Source organism: Pseudomonas sp. 300 (assembly GCF_055803035.1).
Genome location: NZ_JAVLRV010000003.1, coordinates 329,705 through 348,243 on the forward strand (window position 1 = coordinate 329,705; position 18,539 = coordinate 348,243).

Below are 18,539 nucleotides of genomic sequence, written 5' to 3' on the forward strand. Positions count from 1 at the left end.
GAATTTATACGGCAGCCGCTGGAGTCGCCGGGGCGCGGTGATACGCCAGCCAGATCAGGAACAGACCGCCGACGATCATCGGCACGCAGAGCACTTGGCCCATGGTCAGCCAGTTCCAGGCCAGATAGCCCAGTTGCGCATCCGGTACGCGGACGAATTCGACGATGAAACGGAAGATGCCATAGAACAGCGCGAACATCCCGGACACCGCCATGGTCGGCCGCGGTTTACGCGAGAACAGCCAGAGGATGGCGAACAGCGCCACGCCTTCCAGGGCGAACTGATACAGCTGCGACGGGTGACGCGCCAGTTGCGCCGGATCGGTCGGAAAAACCATTGCCCATGGCACGTCGGTCGCCTTGCCCCACAACTCGGCGTTAATGAAGTTGCCGATACGCCCGGCGCCCAGGCCAATCGGCACCATCGGCGCGACGAAGTCCATCAGTTGGAAGAACGACTTGTTGTTCTTTTTACCGAACCACAACGCCGCCAGCATCACGCCGATAAAGCCGCCGTGGAACGACATGCCGCCCTTCCACACTTCGAAAAGCAGCGTCGGGTTAGCCAGGTAAGCACTCAGATCGTAGAACAGCACATAACCCAGGCGACCGCCGACGATAACGCCCATCGACATCCAGAAGACCATGTCGGAGAGTTTCTCCTTGGTCCAGGTCGGGTCGAAACGGTTGAGCCGGCGCGACGCCAGCAGCCACGCACCGCCGATGCCGATCAGGTACATCAAACCGTACCAGTGGATTTTCAGCGGACCGATGGCCAGGGCCACCGGGTCGATCTGCGGGTAAGGCAGCATTGCGACTCCTCGTTAGAGTTGAAAGCTTCAAAATTCCCGGGCGACGCTGCCACCTCAGGATTAAGCCAGGATTGTGCGATGGGTCAGATCAGAAAACTCAAACCCACGCAGAACAGCAAAGCGGCGAACAGTCTTTTCAGCAACTTCGGCGACAGCCGGTGGGCCAGTCGCGCACCGAGGCGGGCGAAGACCATGCTGGTCAGGGCGATCCCCAGCAGCGCCGGCAAATAAATAAAACCGAGACTATGGGCCGGCAGCAACGGATCGTGCCAGCCCAGAATCATGAAACTTAATGCACTGGCCAGCGCAATGGGCAGGCCGCAGGCCGACGATGTCGCCACCGCTTGCTGCATCGGCACGCTGCGCCAAGTCAGGAACGGCACAGTCAGCGAACCGCCGCCAATCCCGAAAATCGCCGAAGCCCAGCCAATCACCGTGCCGGCCACGGTCAGACCGACTTTCCCCGGCACCGTTCGGCTGGCCTTGGGTTTGACGTCCAGCGCCAGTTGCGCGGCGATGACCAGGGCGAACACGCCGATGATTTTCTGCAGGTTTGGCCCGGAGATCGCTTCGGCCGTCAGCGCGCCGAACCCGGCGCCGAGCAGGATGCCGACGGTCATCCAGGCAAAAATCGGCCAGCGCACGGCGCCGCGGCGATGATGCTCGCGCACCGCGTTGACCGAGGTGAAGATGATCGTCGCCAGGGACGTACCGACCGCCAGGTGCGTCAGGATCGAGGCGTCGAAACCCTGCAAGGTGAAACTGAACACCAGCACCGGTACGATGATAATTCCGCCACCGACGCCGAACAGTCCGGCCAGCACGCCTGCGCAGGCGCCGAGCGCCAGATAGAGCAGAAATTCCATGTACGACCCCCAAAGAAGAGCGGCATGGTAACGGATGCATGGCCTTCGGCTCCACTGGATGGCGATGGATACCCGCACAATGACTGCGTAGAGTGGGCAAAAAACACACAAGGACCACCTTATGTGCCTGATTGTCTTTGCCTGGCGCCCGGGTCACGCCCAGCCGCTGATCGTCGCCGCCAACCGCGACGAATTCTATGCCCGGCCCAGCCTGCCACTGGCGCCATGGCCCGAAGCGCCGCACGTCCATGCCGGACGCGACCTTGAGGCCGGCGGCACCTGGCTCGGTGTCGGGGCCAATGGGCGCTTCGCGGCGCTGACCAATATTCGCGATCCTCACCAACCGGCCGGTCGAAAATCCCGAGGCGAACTGGTCGCGCGATTTCTCGACGGCGATATGCCAATTGATGATTACTTGGACGACGTTGTCGGACGTTCGCTGGAATATGCCGGTTTTAACCTGCTGATCGGCAACACCAATGAACTGTGGCACTTCAATGCGCGGGAGTCTGAAGCGGTGCTGCTGCCGGCTGGGGTGTATGGGTTGTCGAACGCGGGACTGGATACGCCGTGGCCAAAGTTGCTCAAGGCGCGGGCGGCGCTGGAGACTGTCCTGGAGGATCCTCAGCCGGAGGCGTTATTGGCGTTGCTCAGTGATTCGCAGACAGCAGCATTTGCAGAGCTGCCGGACACGGGTGTCGGGTTGGCGACCGAGGCGTTGCTGTCGAGTGTGTTCATTGCCAGCCAGAGCTATGGGACTAGGGCGAGTACGGCGTTGATTGTTCATGCCGACGGGACGCGGCATCTGGTTGAACGGAGTTTCGGGCCGTATGGCGGGCATCTTGGGGAAGTGGAGATCAGAATTTAGCATTGTCTGATCCGGCCTCATCGCCAGCAGGCTGGCTCCCAAAGGGGATTTGCGTCAAACACAAATCCAATGTGGGAGCCAGCCTGCTGGCGATGAGGTCATCAGCCTTTTAGAGGGCCTTGACCGCAGACGGGCTGACCATCTTCGCCAACCCAAGGTTCTTCAGCGCCAATTGCAGCGAGCTGTGGATAACTTGCGGGTTGTCGATGGTCATCAGCTCCGCGAGCAATTCCTTGGCCTTGCTCAGGTTGATCTGGCGCAGCATCCACTTCACCTTCGGCAGGTTGGTGGCGTTCATCGACAGGCTGTCGAAACCCATCGCCATCAGCAGCACCGCCGCTGCCGGATCACCGGCCATCTCGCCGCAGATGCTCACTGGCTTGCCTTCGGCATGGGCATCACGCACCACATTCTGCAACGCCTGGAGCACCGCCGGGTGCAGGTAGTCGTAGAGGTCGGCCACCCGTGGGTTGTTGCGGTCCACGGCCAGCAGGTACTGGGTCAGGTCGTTGGAGCCGACCGACAGGAAGTCCACTTGCCGTGCCAGTTCCTTGGTCTGATAAACAGCCGCCGGAATCTCGATCATCACGCCAATCGGCGGCATCGGCACGTCGGTGCCTTCGTCGCGAACCTCGCCCCACGCTCGGTGAATCAAATGCAGGGCTTCTTCGAGTTCATGGGTGCCGGAGATCATCGGCAACAGAATCCGCAGGTTGTTCAGACCTTCGCTGGCCTTGAGCATGGCGCGGGTCTGCACCAGGAAAATTTCCGGGTGGTCGAGGGTGACGCGAATGCCGCGCCAGCCGAGGAACGGGTTGTCTTCCTTGATCGGGAAGTACGACAGCGACTTGTCGCCGCCGATGTCCAGGCTGCGCATGGTCACCGGTTGCGGGTGGAACGCGGCGAGTTGCTCGCGGTAGATCGCCAGTTGTTCCTTTTCGCTCGGGAAGCGCTGGTTGATCATGAACGGCACTTCGGTGCGGTACAGACCGACACCCTCGGCGCCGCGCTTTTGCGCCCGCGCCACGTCCGCCAGCAGGCCGGTGTTGACCCACAGCGGCATGCGGTGACCGTCGAGGGTCACGCACGGCAGGTCGCGCAGGGAATCGAGACCGAGCGCCAGCTGCTTCTCTTCTTCCACCACCTCGGCGAACTGCTTGCGCAGCACGTCGCTGGGGTTGGTATAGACCTCGCCGCGATTGCCATCGACGATCAATTCGATGCCGTCGACCTTGGCATAGGGCAGGTCCACCAGACCCATTACCGTCGGGATGCCCATCGCCCGAGCGAGGATCGCGACGTGGGAGTTACCGGAGCCGAGAACCGAGACCAGACCGACCAGCGTGCCTTCCGGCACCTCGCCGAGCATCGCCGGCGTCAGTTCTTCGCTGACCAGAATGGTTTTTTCCGGGTAGACCAGATTCTGCTGGCGCTCTTCCTGCAAGTAGGCGAGCAAACGGCGGCCAAGGTCCTTGACGTCCGAGGCGCGCTCACGCAGGTAAGCGTCGTCCATCAATTCGAAACGGTTGACGTGCTCAGTGACCACCTGGCGCAACGCGCCCTGGGCCCACTGACCGGTCTTGATCACCGTGGTCACTTCGTTGCCCAGCGCCTCGTCGGCGAGCATCATCAGGTAGACGTCGAACAAGGCCCGCTCTTCGGGGCGCAACTGCGAGGCCAGTTTGGCCGACAACGCACGCATGTCGGCGCGCACGCCTTCGATGGCGGTCTTGAACAGCGCCAGTTCGGCGTCGATGTCGGTGATGGTCTTGTCCGGCACCACGTCCAGATCGGCCGGTGGCAACATGACCACCGCCGTACCGACCGCCGCACCTGGCGAACCCGGCACGCCGACGAACTTGGCTTCCTGGATGCCTTTGCCCTGACGCCCCAGGCCACGGATCGAACCGGTGGCCTCGGCGTGGGCGATAACCCCGGCGAGCTGCGCGCTCATGGTCACGAGGAAGGCTTCTTCACCTTCATCGAACTGGCGGCGTTCTTTTTGCTGAATGACCAACACGCCGACAACGCGGCGGTGGTGAATGATCGGGGCCCCGAGGAATGAGGCATAGCGCTCTTCACCCGTCTCGGCGAAGTAGCGGTAGCGCGGGTGATCCGCGGCGTTTTCGAGGTTCAGGGGTTCTTCACGCGTGCCGACCAGGCCGACCAGACCTTCGTTGGGTGCCATGCTGACTTTGCCGATCGAGCGCTTGTTCAAGCCCTCGGTCGCCATCAGCACGAAGCGGTTGGTCTCGGGGTCAAGCAGGTAGACCGAGCAGACCTGGCTGCCCATGGCCTCTTTGACGCGCAACACAATAATCCCCAACGCCGCCTTGAGATCCTTGGCGGAGTTAACTTCCTGGACGATCTTGCGCAGCGTATTGAGCATGGCTCGGGGTCGAACTCCGTCGTCAGTCGCGCGCTAAAAGGCGCGGGGCAAGCTCTTTGAGAGCGCGTCGATACACCTCGCGCTTGAATGTCACCACCTGGCCCAACGGATACCAATAGCTGACCCAGCGCCAGCCATCGAATTCCGGTTTACCGGTCAAATCCATCCGCACCCGCTGCTCGTTGGAGATCAGGCGCAGGAGAAACCATTTCTGTTTCTGGCCGATGCACAGCGGTTGGCTGTGGGTACGGACCAGACGTTGCGGCAAACGATAGCGCAACCAGCCCCGGGTGCAGGCGAGAATTTCAACATCTTCGCGCTCAAGACCCACTTCTTCGTTCAACTCGCGGTACAAGGCGTCTTCCGGCGTCTCCTGAGGGTTGATACCACCCTGTGGAAACTGCCAGGCATCTTGATTGATACGGCGAGCCCATAGCACCTGTCCGGCATCATTCGTGAGAATGATCCCGACATTGGGGCGGAAACCATCGGGGTCGATCACGGCAACAACCTCGCAAACGCATGTCGCCGCATTGTTCCACAAAGGTTGTGAAGGCGGCAACGAGCCGGCCTACCTTATGTGCACTCTTGTGAAAAGTCCGTATTCTGGACACCTTTCTACAGACTTTTCAGCGAGTAACTGCAATGCGGCTGGCTTTATTCGACTTGGACAACACACTTCTGGGCGGCGACAGTGACCATGCCTGGGGCGATTACCTGTGCGAACGCGGCTTCCTCGACGCCGTCGCCTACAAGACACGCAACGACGAGTTCTATCAGGACTACCTGGCCGGCAAGCTGGACAACGCCGCCTACCTGAACTTTTGCCTGGAAGTCCTCGGCCGCACCGAGATGGCTACGCTGGACCAATGGCACAGCGATTACATGCGCGATTGCATCGAGCCGATCGTGCTGCCCAAGGCTATTGAATTGTTGGCCAAGCATCGTGAAGCCGGCGACAAACTGGTGATCATCACCGCCACCAACCGCTTCGTCACCGGACCGATTGCCCAGCGTCTGGGCGTCGAGACCCTGATCGCCACTGAGTGCGAAATGGTCGATGGCCGTTATACCGGCCGCAGCACCGACATCCCCTGCTTCCGTGAGGGCAAGGTGACGCGGCTGGTTCGCTGGCTGGAAGAAACCGGGCATTCGCTGGAAGACAGTTACTTCTACAGCGACTCGATGAATGATTTGGCGTTGCTGGAGCAGGTGGTGAATCCGGTGGCGGTTGATCCGGATCCTAACCTGCGCGCCGAAGCCGAGAAGCGTGGCTGGCCGGTGATCAGTCTGCGCAACTGATTACGCCATCGCGGGCAAGCCCGCTCCCACAGGTTTATCTGGTGTTCACCAAATTTGCGTTCGACAGAGATCCCTGGGAGCGGGCTTGCCCGTGATTGTGGCGACGCGGTTTAAAGCATCAAACCGGTTTGGCGCCCATCAACCCCGCAATCGCAACAAGACAGACAAAAGCTGAACAACGCCAAGGCAAAGGTGAATTTCCCACAGGTTTATCTGGTGTTCACCAAATTTGCGTTCGACAGAGATCCCTGTGGGAGCGGGCTTGCCCGCGATTGTGGCGACGCGGTTTAAAGCATCAAACCGGTTTGGCGCCCATCAACCCCGCAATCGCAACAAGACAGACAAAGCTGAACAATGCCAAGGCAAAGGTGAATTTCCCATTGCCCCCCGGTGCCTTGCGTAACTTGTTCAACCGCACCAACAGCCAGAACCAGCCCAACGCCGCCACGGTGTAGAGCACGCTGGACGCCAGCAACCAGGTCTGCCCCAGCGGCCAACCCACCAGATGCACCATCCACCAGCCGGTAAACGGCATGCTCAGCAACGCCACGCCCATCAGTAGCCAGACGAACACCCGTGGCCGCTGCAGCGTACGTGCCGCAGCAGTCGCATCGCCATTACGTCGCGTTTGCCAAACCCATATCCCCAGGCCCAGCGCACAGCCCAACAACATTGCCGTCGCCGCGGTGTGCGCCATTTTCAGGGCGGTTAACGTTTCCATTGTTCGATTTCCTTATGGCCTGCCCATCAGCGTAGCCGTTCAGCCGAGAAACAACTTATAGGCCGGGTTGTCGCTTTCGTCCCAGTACGGGTAGCCGATTTCTTCCAGCGCCGCTGGCACCAGATGACGCTCCTCGTGAGGCACTTGCAGCCCTGCGACCACCCGACCGTCCGCCGCGCCGTGGTTGCGGTAGTGGAACATCGAGATGTTCCAGCGCCCGCCGAGCTTGCTGAGGAAGTTGAACAGCGCGCCCGGACGCTCCGGGAATTCGAAGCGCAGCACCACTTCATCAACGACCTGCGCCGCGCGCCCACCGACCATGTGTCGGATGTGCAACTTGGCCAGTTCGTTGTCGGTCAGGTCCAGCACTGGAAAACCCTGCTCGGTCAGACTGGCAAGCAGCGCACTGCGCGGATCGTTTTCCGGATGCGTCTGCACGCCCACGAAGATGTGCGCTTCGCTGCCGGTGTTGTAGCGGTAGTTGAATTCGGTGATCTGGCGCTTGCCGATGGCTTCGCAGAACGCTTTGAAGCTGCCCGGCTTCTCGGGGATGGTCACCGCGATGATGGCTTCGCGGCCTTCGCCCAGTTCGGCGCGCTCGGCAACGTGACGCAGGCGGTCGAAGTTGACGTTGGCGCCGGAATCGATGGCCACGAAAGTATGGCCGGTGACGCCGTGCTGCTCGACGTACTTTTTGATCCCGGCCACGCCCAAGGCGCCGGCAGGTTCTGTGATCGAGCGGGTATTGTCGTAGATATCCTTGATCGCCGCGCAGATCTCGTCGGTGCTGACGGTGATCACTTCATCGACATAGTCTTTGCAGATGTCGAAGGTGTGCTGACCGATCTGAGCCACCGCGACGCCGTCGGCGAAAATGCCGACAGTCGGCAGCACCACGCGCTCACCCGCAGCCATGGCCGCTTGCAAGCAGTTGGAATCGTCCGGCTCGACGCCGATGATTTTGATTTCCGGGCGCAGGTATTTCACGTACGCCGCAATACCGGCGATCAACCCGCCGCCGCCCACCGGACCGAAGATCGCGTCCAGACGGCCGGGGTGCTGGCGCAGAATCTCCATGGCCACCGTGCCCTGCCCGGCGATGGTGTGGGGATCGTCGTACGGGTGAATGTAGACGTAGCCCTTTTCGTCGACCAGTTTCAGCGAGTAGGCCAGGGCTTCGGGGAACGAATCCCCGTGCAGCACCACTTTGCCGCCGCGGGAACGCACGCCTTCGACTTTGATCTCGGGAGTGGTCTTGGGCATGACGATGGTGGCTTTCACGCCGAGCACTTTCGCCGCCAGGGCCAGGCCTTGCGCATGGTTGCCCGCCGAAGCCGTGACCACGCCGCGCGCGCGTTCTTCGTCGCTCAGTTGCGTGAGCTTGTTGTAGGCCCCGCGAATCTTGAACGAGAACACCGGCTGCAAGTCTTCACGCTTGAGCAAAATACTGTTGCCCAGCCGCTCGGAGAGCTGGCGGGCAGGCTGCAATGGGGTTTCTACGGCAACGTCATAAACGCGCGAGGTGAGGATCTTTTTGACGTACTGTTCGAGCATCGGAAAGCATCACTGAGCGGGTTGGGCAGGGCCAAGGAGTCTAACCCGGCTTTCGGCCGGGCGACCACACGAATCAAGAGGTTTTAGCCCGACATGGGGCTATAATGCCGGCCTTTCCGTTCTCCCCTTGCCCGCTTTCGGAGCCCGCATGACCCAGGATCAACTCAAACAGGCAGTGGCCCAGGCCGCCGTCGACTTCATCCTCCCGAAACTCGACGACAAGAGCATCGTCGGGGTCGGCACCGGCTCCACCGCCAACTGCTTCATCGACGCCCTGGCCAAACACAAAGGCGCATTCGACGGCGCCGTTGCCAGCTCCGAAGCCACCGCTGCGCGCCTCAAGGGCCACGGTATTCCGGTGTATGAGTTGAACACCGTCAGCGACCTGGAGTTCTACGTCGACGGCGCGGACGAAAGCGACGAGCACCTGAACCTGATCAAGGGCGGCGGCGCAGCCCTGACCCGCGAGAAGATCGTCGCGGCCGTGGCCAAGACCTTCATCTGCATCGCCGATGGCAGCAAACTGGTGCCGGTGCTCGGCGCGTTCCCGCTGCCGGTCGAAGTGATCCCGATGGCCCGCAGCCATGTGGCCCGCGAACTGGTGAAGCTCGGCGGCGACCCGGTTTACCGTGAAGGCGTGCTGACTGACAACGGCAACATCATTCTGGATGTGTTCAACATGCAGATCACCAACCCGGTGGAGCTGGAGACGCAGATCAACGCGATCGTCGGCGTGGTGACCAACGGTTTGTTTGCGGCGCGTCCGGCGGACTTGCTGTTGCTGGGTACCAGCGAAGGCGTGAAAACCCTGCGCGCCCAATAATCAGACACGCAGATAAACCCTGTGGGAGCGAGCCTGCTCGCGATAGCGGTCTTTCAGTCAACATCTCTATCGACTGACACGACCTCATCGCGAGCAGGCTCGCTCCCACATTGGTTTTGGGGTGTTGCTTAGGGTTGTGCCGGTTTCTTGAAGACGTAGAACAGGTTCGGCTCGCTCACCAGGTACAGCGTGCCGTCGTCATCCATGGCGATCCCTTCCGCTTGCGGCACCGTCTTCTGCAACCCCTGACGCCCTTTGTTCAGTGACAGAGTGCTCAGCGGACGCCCGTCCACATCCAATTCCAGAATCAGTCGCGACTCGTCGGACAGCGCCAGCAAATGTCCGCTGCGCTCGTCGTATTGCAGGCTCGACAGGTCTCGCACAAACATCCCGGCATCGCGCTTGGGGTTGTTGACCACGTGCACCGCGTAAGATTTTTCCGGGTTGAAATGCGGAAAACCCTGCACTTCGTAGATCAGCATCGGGTCACGTTCCTTGGCGACAAACAGTCGCTTGCCCACTGAATCGTAAGCCAGGCCTTCGAAACCCTTGTTGCTGCTCATGTGCACGCCGAGGGTTATCTGTTCGGCATCCGCGGCATCGAGGAACGTGGTGTCCTTTTCCAGATGAATCTTGATCAGCCGTTGCTGGCGCTCGTCAGTGATCACATACGTGTCGGCGCTGATGAACTCCACCGCCTCCGGATCACCGAAGCCGACCAGCGCGATCCGCCGAATGATCCGGCCCTCCAGCGACAACTCGATCAGCTCGGAGTTTTTGTTGGTGACGGTGAACAGGCTTTTACGCACCGGATCGAAGGTCAGCGCTGACACATCGTCGTCCAGACCGTCGATGACGCTGGCCTCCACCGTGACTTGATAGCGATCCAGTCCGATCGACTGGGCGCTCTCGGCCTGCCAAAGCGTATGCAGATTGAACCAGGTGCGCTCGAACAGCCGCAGGTACTGCCCAAACGCAACCAGCACGATCAGCGCAATCACCAAGAAGATCAGGATCAGGGGTTTGGGGCGGGCAAGTCGGCGCATTCAGGCAAGCTCGGAATCAGGACGGACGGATGAAATACCACGGCAGTCTGAATTGAAGCTTAATGGCCATTAGTCTGAGACTACAACCGAGTAAGGCGTTTCCTACAAAATCGCGAATCAGCGTTGCTTTTCGAAACGATAGAACAGATTCGGCTCGCTCACCATGTACAGCGTGCCAGTGTCGTCCATGGTCACGCCTTCGGCACGGGGAATGGTCTTCTTCAGGCCATTGAAGCCACCCAGCAAGGTCATGAAACTGACCTGCTCGCCCTTCTCGTCCAGCTCCAGCAGCAAGTGGGAGTCGGCGGACAGCACCAGCGTATGACCCGTGCGCGGATCGATGGCCAGGGCCGAGAGGTTGCGGATGTCCAGCTCATCACTGGCAAGCTTCTGCTTGTCGCCGGCGAGTGTCAGACCGTCGGCGCTTTTCCAGGTGAACAGCGCCGGTGGCCGCTCCTCACCCAGCAGCATTTGTTGATTGCGTGCATCCCAGACGACCGCTTCGAAGGCTTTGTTCTGGTCTTTCGACGGGCCGAGGTCGTACTTCGGGAAGTTGGCGATGTTCAGCTCACGGGTATCGGCGTCGACCTTGACGATGGTCAGCAAGTGCTCACGCTCATCGACGATGGCCAGCAGACCATTGCCCATGACCGTCACGGCTTCCGGATTGCTCCAGCCCACCAGTGGCATTTTGCGCAGCACGTCGCCCTGCAGGGTCAGCTCCACCAGGAACGGGTTCTTGCCCATGACCGAGAACAGGGTTTTGGTTTGAGGGTTATAGGCCAGGTCGGACGCTTCGTCCTTTTCCATCCCTGGCAATAGCTTGGCATCGATCACGGCCCGATAGTCCGGCAGCCAGATACTTTCCTGGCGTTCGGCCGGGCTTTCGAAGCGCTCCAGCACCCAGAGCACACCGCGGTCATCCCAATGCATCGCAAAAGCGAGGCCATACGCAGCGGCCGCGACCAGCAAAAGCCAGCCATACCAGCGCATGAAAAAGCGCGGGCGACGGGCAGTTTTAAGCGTGGGCAACGGTTGGGTGGCCATCAAGGGATGCGTTCCAGAAATTCAGGCTAAGGGTAATAGCACAATTGGGACCGGCTCAGACGCCGGATTCCGCGGAATTATCCAGACAAGATGTGAAAAAAACGGCAAATGGCGGGATTGCCCTTCTTCGGTCGACCACAAAAACCAGTGTGGGAGCGAGCCTGCTCGCGATGAGGCCGTGTCAGTCGACAAAGATGTTGAATGACAGACCGCCATCGCGAGCAGGCTCGCTCCCACAGGGTTCAGCGGTGTTTCGGTTAGCGGACGCTGCTGGTGAAGCTGCTGGCGCCTGGCAATTCGATGACCAGTTCATCACCGACATTCAGCGGACCGACGCCCACCGGCGTGCCAGTCAGAATCACATCACCGGCCTGCAGCGAGAAGCAGCCGGCCATGTGCTGGATCATCGGCACTATCGGGTTGAGCATCGCGCTGCTGTTGCCATCCTGGCGCACTTCGCCGTTGATGGTCAGGCGAATGCCGATGTCGGTCAGGTCTGCAAAGGTACTGCCGGACACGAACGGGGCAATCACTGCCGCACCGTCGAAGGACTTGGCGATTTCCCAAGGCAGGCCTTTGGACTTCAGCTCGGCCTGCTTGTCGCGCAAGGTCAGGTCCAGCGCCGGAGCGAAACCGGAGATCGCATCGAGTACTTCTTCACGGCTTGGCTTGGTCGACAAAGGCTTGCCGAGCAACACCGCGATTTCAGCCTCGTAATGTACTGAACCGCGCTCGGTCGGAATGCTGAAGCCGCCTTCCAGCGGCACGACGCAGCTGCCTGGCTTGATGAACAGCAGGGGCTCCGTTGGCACAGGGTTGTCCAGTTCCTTGGCGTGTTCGGCGTAGTTGCGGCCGATGCAGACCACTTTACCCAATGGAAAGTGGATACGCGTACCGTCGACATACTGGTGCTGATAGCTCATTGACCGACTCCTGGTTCGTAGCTCTTAAGTTCGAAAGTCAAACAGCGAAAATCTTGCCCGGGTTCATGATGCCGTTCGGGTCGAACACCGCTTTAACCGCTTTCATGTACTCGATCTCAACCGGCGAGCGGCTGTAGGTCAAGTAGTCACGCTTGGTCATGCCCACGCCGTGTTCGGCGGAAATCGAGCCGTTGTATTTCTCGACGGTCTCGAACACCCACTTGTTCACGGTCGCGCACTTGGCGAAGAACTCATCCTTGCTCAGGTTATCCGGCTTGAGGATGTTCAAGTGCAAGTTGCCGTCGCCAATGTGGCCGAACCAGACGATTTCGAAGTCCGGGTAGTGTTCGCCGACGATCGCGTCGATTTCCTTCAGGAACGCCGGGACTTTTGACACGGTGACCGAAATGTCGTTTTTGTACGGCGTCCAGTGGGAGATCGTTTCAGAGATGTATTCGCGCAGTTTCCAGAGGTTCTGCAACTGGGTTTCGCTCTGGCTCATCACGCCGTCCAGCACCCAACCCTGCTCGACGCAGTGTTCGAAGGTTTCCAGCGCGTGGTTGGCCACTTCTTCGGTGGTCGCTTCGAATTCCAGCAGCGCGTAGAACGGGCAGTCGGTTTCAAACGGCGCAGGTACGTCCCCGCGCCCCATGACCTTGGCCAGGGCTTTGTCGGAGAAGAATTCGAACGCGGTCAGGTCGAGTTTGCTCTGGAATGCGTGCAATACCGGCATGATCGAGTCGAAGTCGGTGGTACCCAGCACCATCGCGGTGAGGTTTTTCGGCGCACGGTCCAGGCGCATGGTCGCTTCGACCACAAAACCCAAGGTGCCTTCGGCGCCGATGAACAGCTGACGCAGGTCATAGCCGGTGGCGTTCTTGATCAGGTCGCGGTTCAATTCCAGCAGATCACCCTTACCGGTGACCACCTTCATGCCGGCCACCCAGTTGCGGGTCATGCCGTAGCGAATAACCTTGATCCCGCCGGCATTGGTGCCGATATTGCCGCCAATCTGGCTCGAACCTGCAGAAGCGAAGTCCACCGGATAGTACAGGCCCTTTTCTTCGGCGACGTTCTGCAGGTGCTCGGTGACTACGCCCGGTTGGCATACCGCCGTGCGATCGGTGAGGTTTACGTCGAGAATCTGGTTCATATAGTCGAAGGAGACGACGACTTCGCCATTGGCGGCCACCGCAGCGGCGGACAGCCCGGTGCGACCGCCGGACGGCACCAGCGCGACCTTGCGTTCATTGGCCCAGCGGACAATGGCCTGGACCTGTTCGGTGGTCTTGGGGAACACGATGGCGGTCGGGGCCGGGGCGAAGTGCTTGGTCCAATCCTTGCCGTAAGCGTTCAGGGAGTCGGCATCGGTCAGCACCTTGCCAGGCTCAACCAGGGTCTTCAGCTCTTCAATCAAGGCAGGATTGGTCATCGACAGAACTCTCGAACAATTCATGGTCATCCTGAGAACGCTTCACGTCGCAGGAATGAGTGTTTAGCGGGGTGCGTATGCTAGCATACCGACCCCGCAGCATAGTGCCGAAAGGCAATTCTGCGGCGACGGCTTTCCTGCCGTCCGGGTCAGCGTCTGCTGGCTATTTCCTGCCATTTTTCTCCGGGATACAGGTTTACGCAGATGAGCAAGACTTCTCTCGATAAGAGCAAGATCAAGTTCCTTCTTCTCGAAGGCGTCCACCAATCGGCTGTCGACGTTCTCAAGTCGGCTGGCTACACCAGCATCGAGTACCTCACCGGTTCTCTGCCGGAAGCCCAGCTGAAGGAAAAGATCGCTGATGCTCACTTCATCGGCATTCGCTCCCGCACTCAACTGACCGAAGAGATCTTCGATCACGCGAAGAAGCTCGTGGCGGTAGGGTGTTTCTGCATCGGCACCAACCAGGTTGACCTGAACGCTGCCCGCGAACGCGGTATCGCGGTGTTCAACGCACCGTACTCCAACACTCGCTCCGTTGCCGAGCTGGTGCTGGCCGAAGCGATTCTGTTGCTGCGCGGCATCCCTGAGAAGAACGCTTCCTGCCACCGTGGCGGCTGGATCAAGAGCGCAGCCAACTCCTTCGAAATCCGTGGCAAGAAGCTCGGCATCGTCGGTTACGGCTCGATCGGTACTCAATTGTCGGTCCTGGCTGAAGGCCTGGGCATGCAGGTGTACTTCTACGACACCGTGACCAAGCTGCCACTGGGCAATGCAACCCAGGTCGGCAACCTGCACGAGCTGCTGGGCATGTCCGACATTGTCACCCTGCACGTTCCGGAAACCGCTGCGACCCAGTGGATGATCGGCGAGAAAGAAATCCGCTCCATCAAGAAGGGCGGCATCCTGATCAACGCGGCTCGCGGCACCGTGGTCGAACTGGACGCCCTGGCGGACGCGATCAAGGACAAGCACCTGATCGGCGCGGCCATCGACGTATTCCCGGTGGAGCCACGCTCCAACGACGAAGAGTTCGAAAGCCCGCTGCGTGGCCTGGACAATGTGATCCTGACCCCGCACATCGGCGGCTCCACCGCTGAAGCGCAAGCCAACATCGGTCTGGAAGTGGCAGAGAAACTGGTCAAGTACAGCGACAACGGTACTTCGGTGTCGTCGGTGAACTTCCCGGAAGTGGCTTTGCCGGCTCACCCTGGCAAGCACCGTCTGCTGCACATCCACGAGAACATTCCGGGTGTGATGAGCGAGATCAACAAGGTCTTCGCCGAAAACGGCATCAACATTTCCGGTCAGTTCCTGCAGACCAACGAGAAAGTCGGTTACGTGGTGATCGACGTCGACGCCGATTACTCGGAAATCGCCCAAGAGAAGCTGCAGCACATCAACGGCACCATTCGTTGCCGTGTGTTGTTCTGATCGCGACTCGATCGACAAAAAAGGAGACCTTCGGGTCTCCTTTTTCATGGGCGCTACTAACGTTACTTGACGTTGACCGTGATCTTCTCAGAGACGATCGGCGGATCGAAGGCCATATGGTTCATGTCGCCCAACTCCAACTGCAAGGTGTGCTTGCCCGGTGTCAGCGTCAGCTCGGTTTCTGTCTGCGCCTTGCCAAAATGAACGTGATTGGCATCTGCCGGGATGACTGCACCTGCTGCGACTACATCCTTGGCATCGACCAACAAATGGTGGTGGCCAGTATTCTTGGTGGTATCGCCCGCTGGCGCCAACGCAACGTTCTCAACAGCGAATTTGATTTTGAACGTTTGCGGGACCGTCCCACCATCCTTAGGAGAAACGATGGACACTTCAGCACCCTTGGGTGCCGGCGTAGCCGCACTGGCCAGCACCGAAACGCCCATCAACAGGCCAGCCAATGCCGCTCGTGACATAAAGGTTTTCATTCTCTTCTCCAGTTTTTTCGTAAAATCCGCGTAGCCATGACAACTTCACGGCCTTTCGTTGTCGAAGGCACCGACAACCATAGCAAAGCGAGCCTGAACCAGCGCATCGCGATAAATGTATTCAAAGGAGTGACCATGCGCTTTTTGCCTGGCCTGATCTGTCTGCTACCCCTTTTGAGCCCTTTGGCTCATGCCGAACTGATTGACGATGTAAACGACCGCGGCGAATTGCGCATTGCCCTTGAGGCTAATACACCGCCCTTCAATTTCAAGGACGACGGCCAACTCAGTGGCTTCGAAGTCGAGTTGGGTCAACTGCTGGCCAATGAACTGGATGTGCGGGCCGACTTTGTCGTGACCGACTCCAGCGATCTGTTGACCGGCGTTGAAAGCGGCAAGTACGACATCGCCATCAATCACATAACAGAGACCCCGGCGCTCAAGGATCGTTTCGACTTCAGCGAACCTTACCTTCACACCGATGCGCATTTGATCGCGCAGAAAGACGAGCCGCCACGCTCCATCCTGTTGGTGCAGTCGCTGACAGAAGAAAAGCCCAAAGCAGCCCCGGCCGAGAACCTGGCAATTCCGTTTCAGAAGGGCAACCCGGCGTTTCATGCCAGCCTGGAGAATGCATTGCAGCGGATCAAGGCCGATGGGCGGCTGGAGGCATTGGAGAAAAAATGGTTCGAGGCGGAAACGAGCGTAGCGCCCAACCCCTGACTCACTCATAACCTGAAGTGACAAAAAACCTGTGGGAGCGGGCTTGCCCGCGATGGCGGTCTTACATTCAACATTGATGTTGGATGTTATGGCCTCATCGCGGGCAAGCCCGCTCCCACATTGGTTTTGTGACGGGCGTTAGTCCAGGGTTGTCAGCGCTGCCGCCGCTTGAGGCAACTCCAGTTCGCTGAAAACTTGCACACCATGGCGCTTGAGCAACGCCGCTGTCACGCCTTCACCGCTGACCTTCACACCACTGAACGTGCCGTCATAGGTCAACAGGTTGCCGCAGGATGGGCTGTTGGCCTTGAGCACGGCGATGCGGATGTCGTGTTTCTGCACCAGCTCCAGCGCCTGAAAAGCCCCCGAAAGAAACTGCGCGCTGACATCCTCGCCGTCGGTGGTGATCACCGCGGCCTGCCCCTCCAGCACTTCACCACCCTGCCCGCCCGGGATTTCCGCCGCCGCGCGTGGCGTCGGCAAGCCACCGGCAACTTCCGGACACAACGGCACGACCCGACCTTCGTCGAGCCACTGTTGAAGCTGATCGAACGGCCCGCTGGCCCCGCCGTCGTAACGCACGCGATGGCCGAGCAGGCAGCGGCTTACCAGAATTTTCTGCATGATCAGAACGGCTCGTTGCCACGGCGCCGGAACCAGCCGGTCAACGACAGGCGATCCCGCGTCGCGGGCAGGACTTCGTGGGGCACTTCGCCCGACAGGAACACCACCAGGCATCCGCCGGTGGGCACCACATCGTATTCGACGCCTTCCTTGAGGTACATGCGCAACTGACCGCCGTGTTCCGGCAGCCAGGCGTCGTTGAGGTAAACCACCGCCGAGACCATGCGTCGATCATCGTCGCGGAAGCGGTCGACATGCTTGAGGTAGAAAGCGCCGGGCGGGTACAGCGCGAAATGGCTTTCGAAGTCTTCAAGGCCCAAATACAACCCGCGATTCATCGCCTCGCGCAGGCTGTCCATCAGCTGCAGATAGCTGTCGCACGCCAGAGCCTGACCCGGTTCGATCCACTGGATTCGGTCACCGCGAATCCCCTCGCGAATCTCCGATGTCGGCCCGCGCCCCACGGCGGCCGGGGCCAATTCACCCTCGGCAGCACGTTTACGGCACTCAGCCGCCAGTTCTTGGGTCAGACCCAAAGGCAGGAAAATATTCTGCTGCGACCAGCCGTGTTCAGCCAGGTCGTCGACGATACGTAACAGCAGCGGGTGATCAGAGGGTATTGGCATGGCGCGCATAGTATTCCTGTGCCGGAAAATCCGACAGAGCCACGCGGCGGCTTGATACGAATTCTCGACAAGTCCGTATGCCGCACGGAGAATAGTCGCCTGCTGACAGGAGTCCCTATGCGCCGTTTGCTTTTCTCACTGCTGATGTTCTGCGTTTTGCCCGCTTGGGCAGACGGCCACGACCAGTTGTACAAGGTCGCCGGCTGGCCAGAACAACGCGCGCATTTCAGCGATGCCCTTTCAGCCGCTCAACAGCGTTACCAGAACAGTCTGCCACCCGCCGTGTTCCAGGCGCTGGTGAACAACAGCAATCAGCGCTTTGCCCCGCAAGCGGTGGACCAGCGCGCCGAAGCGCAACTGCGTAAAACCCTCGCCGATCCGAAGCCTGCACTGACCTTCTTCCAGTCGCCGCTGGGCAAGAAAATCGTGGCTGCCGAGTTGCTGGCGACCCGTCGTGATCAGTTGGCGAAGAACGCCAAAGGCCTGCCGAAGATTGAGGCCAGCGACAGCCGTACGCTGATCATCGGCCACCTCGCCCAGGCCTTGCCCGCGCGCGAGGCCGGCGCGGAAGTCAGCCTGGCGATTGCCGGTGTCGCGGCCGACAGCCTGAGCTCGATGATCCCCGGCCTGCTCGGTGGCGGTCAGGCGCAGGGGTTGTTGAACGGTCAGCGTCAGCGCTTGATGGACCAGATCGGCAGCGACCTCAACAACACCTTGTTGTATGTCTATCGCGACCTGTCGGATAACGAGCTTGAGGAGTTTGCTACCTTTGCCGAGTCGGCGGAAGGCAAGGCGTATTACCAGGCGGCGTTGGCGGCGATTCGGGCGGGGTTGGCGGTGGGGCAGAATCCTTCGAATCCTA

19 protein-coding genes are annotated in these 18,539 nt (G+C 60.0%); 6 read left to right on the forward strand and 13 right to left on the reverse strand.

The features are described 5' to 3' along the window. Window positions 1-4: 4 nt before the first annotated feature. Together lgt and Q7W83_RS26885 are read right to left on the reverse strand one after the other, a co-directional pair. A complete protein-coding gene (gene lgt, locus Q7W83_RS26880; RefSeq protein WP_473658038.1) occupies window positions 5-811 on the reverse strand; it encodes a prolipoprotein diacylglyceryl transferase in 807 nt (268 codons plus the stop codon). An 83-nt stretch (window positions 812-894) separates the two neighbouring features. Continuing rightward, a complete protein-coding gene (locus Q7W83_RS26885) occupies window positions 895-1,677 on the reverse strand; it encodes a sulfite exporter TauE/SafE family protein (protein ID WP_150653950.1) in 783 nt (260 codons plus the stop codon). 121 nt (window positions 1,678-1,798) lie between these two features. On the opposite strand from Q7W83_RS26885, the gene Q7W83_RS26890 reads away from it, so the two are divergent. Then, complete coding sequence (locus tag Q7W83_RS26890) at window positions 1,799-2,545, forward strand: NRDE family protein (RefSeq protein WP_150632151.1); 747 nt, start codon at window positions 1,799-1,801, stop codon at window positions 2,543-2,545. Window positions 2,546-2,654: 109 nt separating this feature from the next. On the opposite strand, the gene ptsP is transcribed toward Q7W83_RS26890, so the two are convergent. After that, window positions 2,655-4,934, reverse strand: coding sequence for a phosphoenolpyruvate--protein phosphotransferase (ptsP, locus tag Q7W83_RS26895; RefSeq protein WP_150632150.1), 2,280 nt, complete (start codon window positions 4,932-4,934; stop codon window positions 2,655-2,657). A gap of 22 nt (window positions 4,935-4,956) precedes the next feature. Further along, entirely contained in the window at window positions 4,957-5,436 is a 480-nt protein-coding gene (locus tag Q7W83_RS26900) for an RNA pyrophosphohydrolase (protein ID WP_007897732.1), read from the reverse strand. Window positions 5,437-5,579: 143 nt separating this feature from the next. On the opposite strand from Q7W83_RS26900, the gene Q7W83_RS26905 reads away from it, so the two are divergent. Beyond that, window positions 5,580-6,236 (forward strand): histidinol-phosphatase, encoded by a 657-nt coding sequence (locus tag Q7W83_RS26905; RefSeq protein WP_150632149.1) that lies wholly within the window; start codon window positions 5,580-5,582, stop codon window positions 6,234-6,236. A 295-nt stretch (window positions 6,237-6,531) separates the two neighbouring features. Here the strand turns inward: Q7W83_RS26905 and Q7W83_RS26910 are convergent, their stop codons facing one another. Together Q7W83_RS26910 and ilvA are read right to left on the reverse strand one after the other, a co-directional pair. Beyond that, window positions 6,532-6,957, reverse strand: coding sequence for a DUF2269 domain-containing protein (locus Q7W83_RS26910; protein ID WP_150632148.1), 426 nt, complete (start codon window positions 6,955-6,957; stop codon window positions 6,532-6,534). Between the two features lie 39 nt (window positions 6,958-6,996). After that, a complete protein-coding gene (gene ilvA, locus Q7W83_RS26915) occupies window positions 6,997-8,511 on the reverse strand; it encodes a threonine ammonia-lyase, biosynthetic (protein WP_473658048.1) in 1,515 nt (504 codons plus the stop codon). 148 nt (window positions 8,512-8,659) lie between these two features. Here ilvA and rpiA point away from each other — a divergent pair, with 148 nt between their 5' ends. Continuing rightward, entirely contained in the window at window positions 8,660-9,334 is a 675-nt protein-coding gene (gene rpiA / locus Q7W83_RS26920) for a ribose-5-phosphate isomerase RpiA (protein ID WP_149416314.1), read from the forward strand. Between the two features lie 128 nt (window positions 9,335-9,462). On the opposite strand, the gene Q7W83_RS26925 is transcribed toward rpiA, so the two are convergent. The 4 genes from Q7W83_RS26925 to Q7W83_RS26940 form a co-directional block, all read right to left on the reverse strand. Next, complete coding sequence (locus tag Q7W83_RS26925) at window positions 9,463-10,380, reverse strand: SdiA-regulated domain-containing protein (RefSeq protein ID WP_150632145.1); 918 nt, start codon at window positions 10,378-10,380, stop codon at window positions 9,463-9,465. A 117-nt stretch (window positions 10,381-10,497) separates the two neighbouring features. Next, complete coding sequence (locus Q7W83_RS26930) at window positions 10,498-11,427, reverse strand: SdiA-regulated domain-containing protein (protein ID WP_150638043.1); 930 nt, start codon at window positions 11,425-11,427, stop codon at window positions 10,498-10,500. Window positions 11,428-11,684: 257 nt separating this feature from the next. Continuing rightward, a complete protein-coding gene (locus tag Q7W83_RS26935) occupies window positions 11,685-12,350 on the reverse strand; it encodes a fumarylacetoacetate hydrolase family protein (protein WP_150632143.1) in 666 nt (221 codons plus the stop codon). A 37-nt stretch (window positions 12,351-12,387) separates the two neighbouring features. Further along, window positions 12,388-13,782, reverse strand: coding sequence for an FAD-binding oxidoreductase (locus Q7W83_RS26940; RefSeq protein WP_150632142.1), 1,395 nt, complete (start codon window positions 13,780-13,782; stop codon window positions 12,388-12,390). A 204-nt stretch (window positions 13,783-13,986) separates the two neighbouring features. On the opposite strand from Q7W83_RS26940, the gene serA reads away from it, so the two are divergent. Continuing rightward, complete coding sequence (gene serA / locus Q7W83_RS26945) at window positions 13,987-15,216, forward strand: phosphoglycerate dehydrogenase (RefSeq protein WP_150638045.1); 1,230 nt, start codon at window positions 13,987-13,989, stop codon at window positions 15,214-15,216. A 62-nt stretch (window positions 15,217-15,278) separates the two neighbouring features. On the opposite strand, the gene Q7W83_RS26950 is transcribed toward serA, so the two are convergent. Next, window positions 15,279-15,704 carry a DUF4399 domain-containing protein gene (locus Q7W83_RS26950; RefSeq protein WP_150632140.1) on the reverse strand — a complete coding sequence of 142 codons (426 nt, stop codon included), beginning with the start codon at window positions 15,702-15,704 and terminating at the stop codon, window positions 15,279-15,281. A 135-nt stretch (window positions 15,705-15,839) separates the two neighbouring features. On the opposite strand from Q7W83_RS26950, the gene Q7W83_RS26955 reads away from it, so the two are divergent. Next, entirely contained in the window at window positions 15,840-16,427 is a 588-nt protein-coding gene (locus Q7W83_RS26955) for a transporter substrate-binding domain-containing protein (protein ID WP_150632139.1), read from the forward strand. A gap of 138 nt (window positions 16,428-16,565) precedes the next feature. On the opposite strand, the gene Q7W83_RS26960 is transcribed toward Q7W83_RS26955, so the two are convergent. Together Q7W83_RS26960 and Q7W83_RS26965 are read right to left on the reverse strand one after the other, a co-directional pair. Then, window positions 16,566-17,051, reverse strand: a complete 486-nt coding sequence (locus tag Q7W83_RS26960) for a 2-thiouracil desulfurase family protein (protein WP_150632138.1) — start codon at window positions 17,049-17,051, stop codon at window positions 16,566-16,568. Between the two features lie 2 nt (window positions 17,052-17,053). Then, window positions 17,054-17,686 (reverse strand): 2OG-Fe(II) oxygenase, encoded by a 633-nt coding sequence (locus tag Q7W83_RS26965; protein ID WP_150632137.1) that lies wholly within the window; start codon window positions 17,684-17,686, stop codon window positions 17,054-17,056. 108 nt (window positions 17,687-17,794) lie between these two features. Between Q7W83_RS26965 and Q7W83_RS26970 the strand changes: the two genes are divergently transcribed. Then, window positions 17,795-18,539: DUF2059 domain-containing protein (locus Q7W83_RS26970; RefSeq protein ID WP_473658055.1), on the forward strand; the 745-nt coding region annotated here is incomplete at its 3' end.

Coding starts and splice junctions, on each gene's coding strand:
- Q7W83_RS26930 (WP_150638043.1), bottom strand. CDS start 11,427: ATGGCCACCCAACCGTTGCCCACGCTTAAAACTGCCCGTCGCCCGCGC.
- ptsP (WP_150632150.1), bottom strand. CDS start 4,934: ATGCTCAATACGCTGCGCAAGATCGTCCAGGAAGTTAACTCCGCCAAG.
- rpiA (WP_149416314.1), top strand. CDS start 8,660: ATGACCCAGGATCAACTCAAACAGGCAGTGGCCCAGGCCGCCGTCGAC.
- Q7W83_RS26890 (WP_150632151.1), top strand. CDS start 1,799: ATGTGCCTGATTGTCTTTGCCTGGCGCCCGGGTCACGCCCAGCCGCTG.
- Q7W83_RS26925 (WP_150632145.1), bottom strand. CDS start 10,380: ATGCGCCGACTTGCCCGCCCCAAACCCCTGATCCTGATCTTCTTGGTG.
- lgt (WP_473658038.1), bottom strand. CDS start 811: ATGCTGCCTTACCCGCAGATCGACCCGGTGGCCCTGGCCATCGGTCCG.
- Q7W83_RS26950 (WP_150632140.1), bottom strand. CDS start 15,704: ATGAAAACCTTTATGTCACGAGCGGCATTGGCTGGCCTGTTGATGGGC.
- Q7W83_RS26935 (WP_150632143.1), bottom strand. CDS start 12,350: ATGAGCTATCAGCACCAGTATGTCGACGGTACGCGTATCCACTTTCCA.
- Q7W83_RS26905 (WP_150632149.1), top strand. CDS start 5,580: ATGCGGCTGGCTTTATTCGACTTGGACAACACACTTCTGGGCGGCGAC.
- Q7W83_RS26955 (WP_150632139.1), top strand. CDS start 15,840: ATGCGCTTTTTGCCTGGCCTGATCTGTCTGCTACCCCTTTTGAGCCCT.
- ilvA (WP_473658048.1), bottom strand. CDS start 8,511: ATGCTCGAACAGTACGTCAAAAAGATCCTCACCTCGCGCGTTTATGAC.
- Q7W83_RS26965 (WP_150632137.1), bottom strand. CDS start 17,686: ATGCGCGCCATGCCAATACCCTCTGATCACCCGCTGCTGTTACGTATC.
- Q7W83_RS26885 (WP_150653950.1), bottom strand. CDS start 1,677: ATGGAATTTCTGCTCTATCTGGCGCTCGGCGCCTGCGCAGGCGTGCTG.
- serA (WP_150638045.1), top strand. CDS start 13,987: ATGAGCAAGACTTCTCTCGATAAGAGCAAGATCAAGTTCCTTCTTCTC.
- Q7W83_RS26960 (WP_150632138.1), bottom strand. CDS start 17,051: ATGCAGAAAATTCTGGTAAGCCGCTGCCTGCTCGGCCATCGCGTGCGT.
- Q7W83_RS26910 (WP_150632148.1), bottom strand. CDS start 6,957: ATGGAAACGTTAACCGCCCTGAAAATGGCGCACACCGCGGCGACGGCA.
- Q7W83_RS26940 (WP_150632142.1), bottom strand. CDS start 13,782: ATGACCAATCCTGCCTTGATTGAAGAGCTGAAGACCCTGGTTGAGCCT.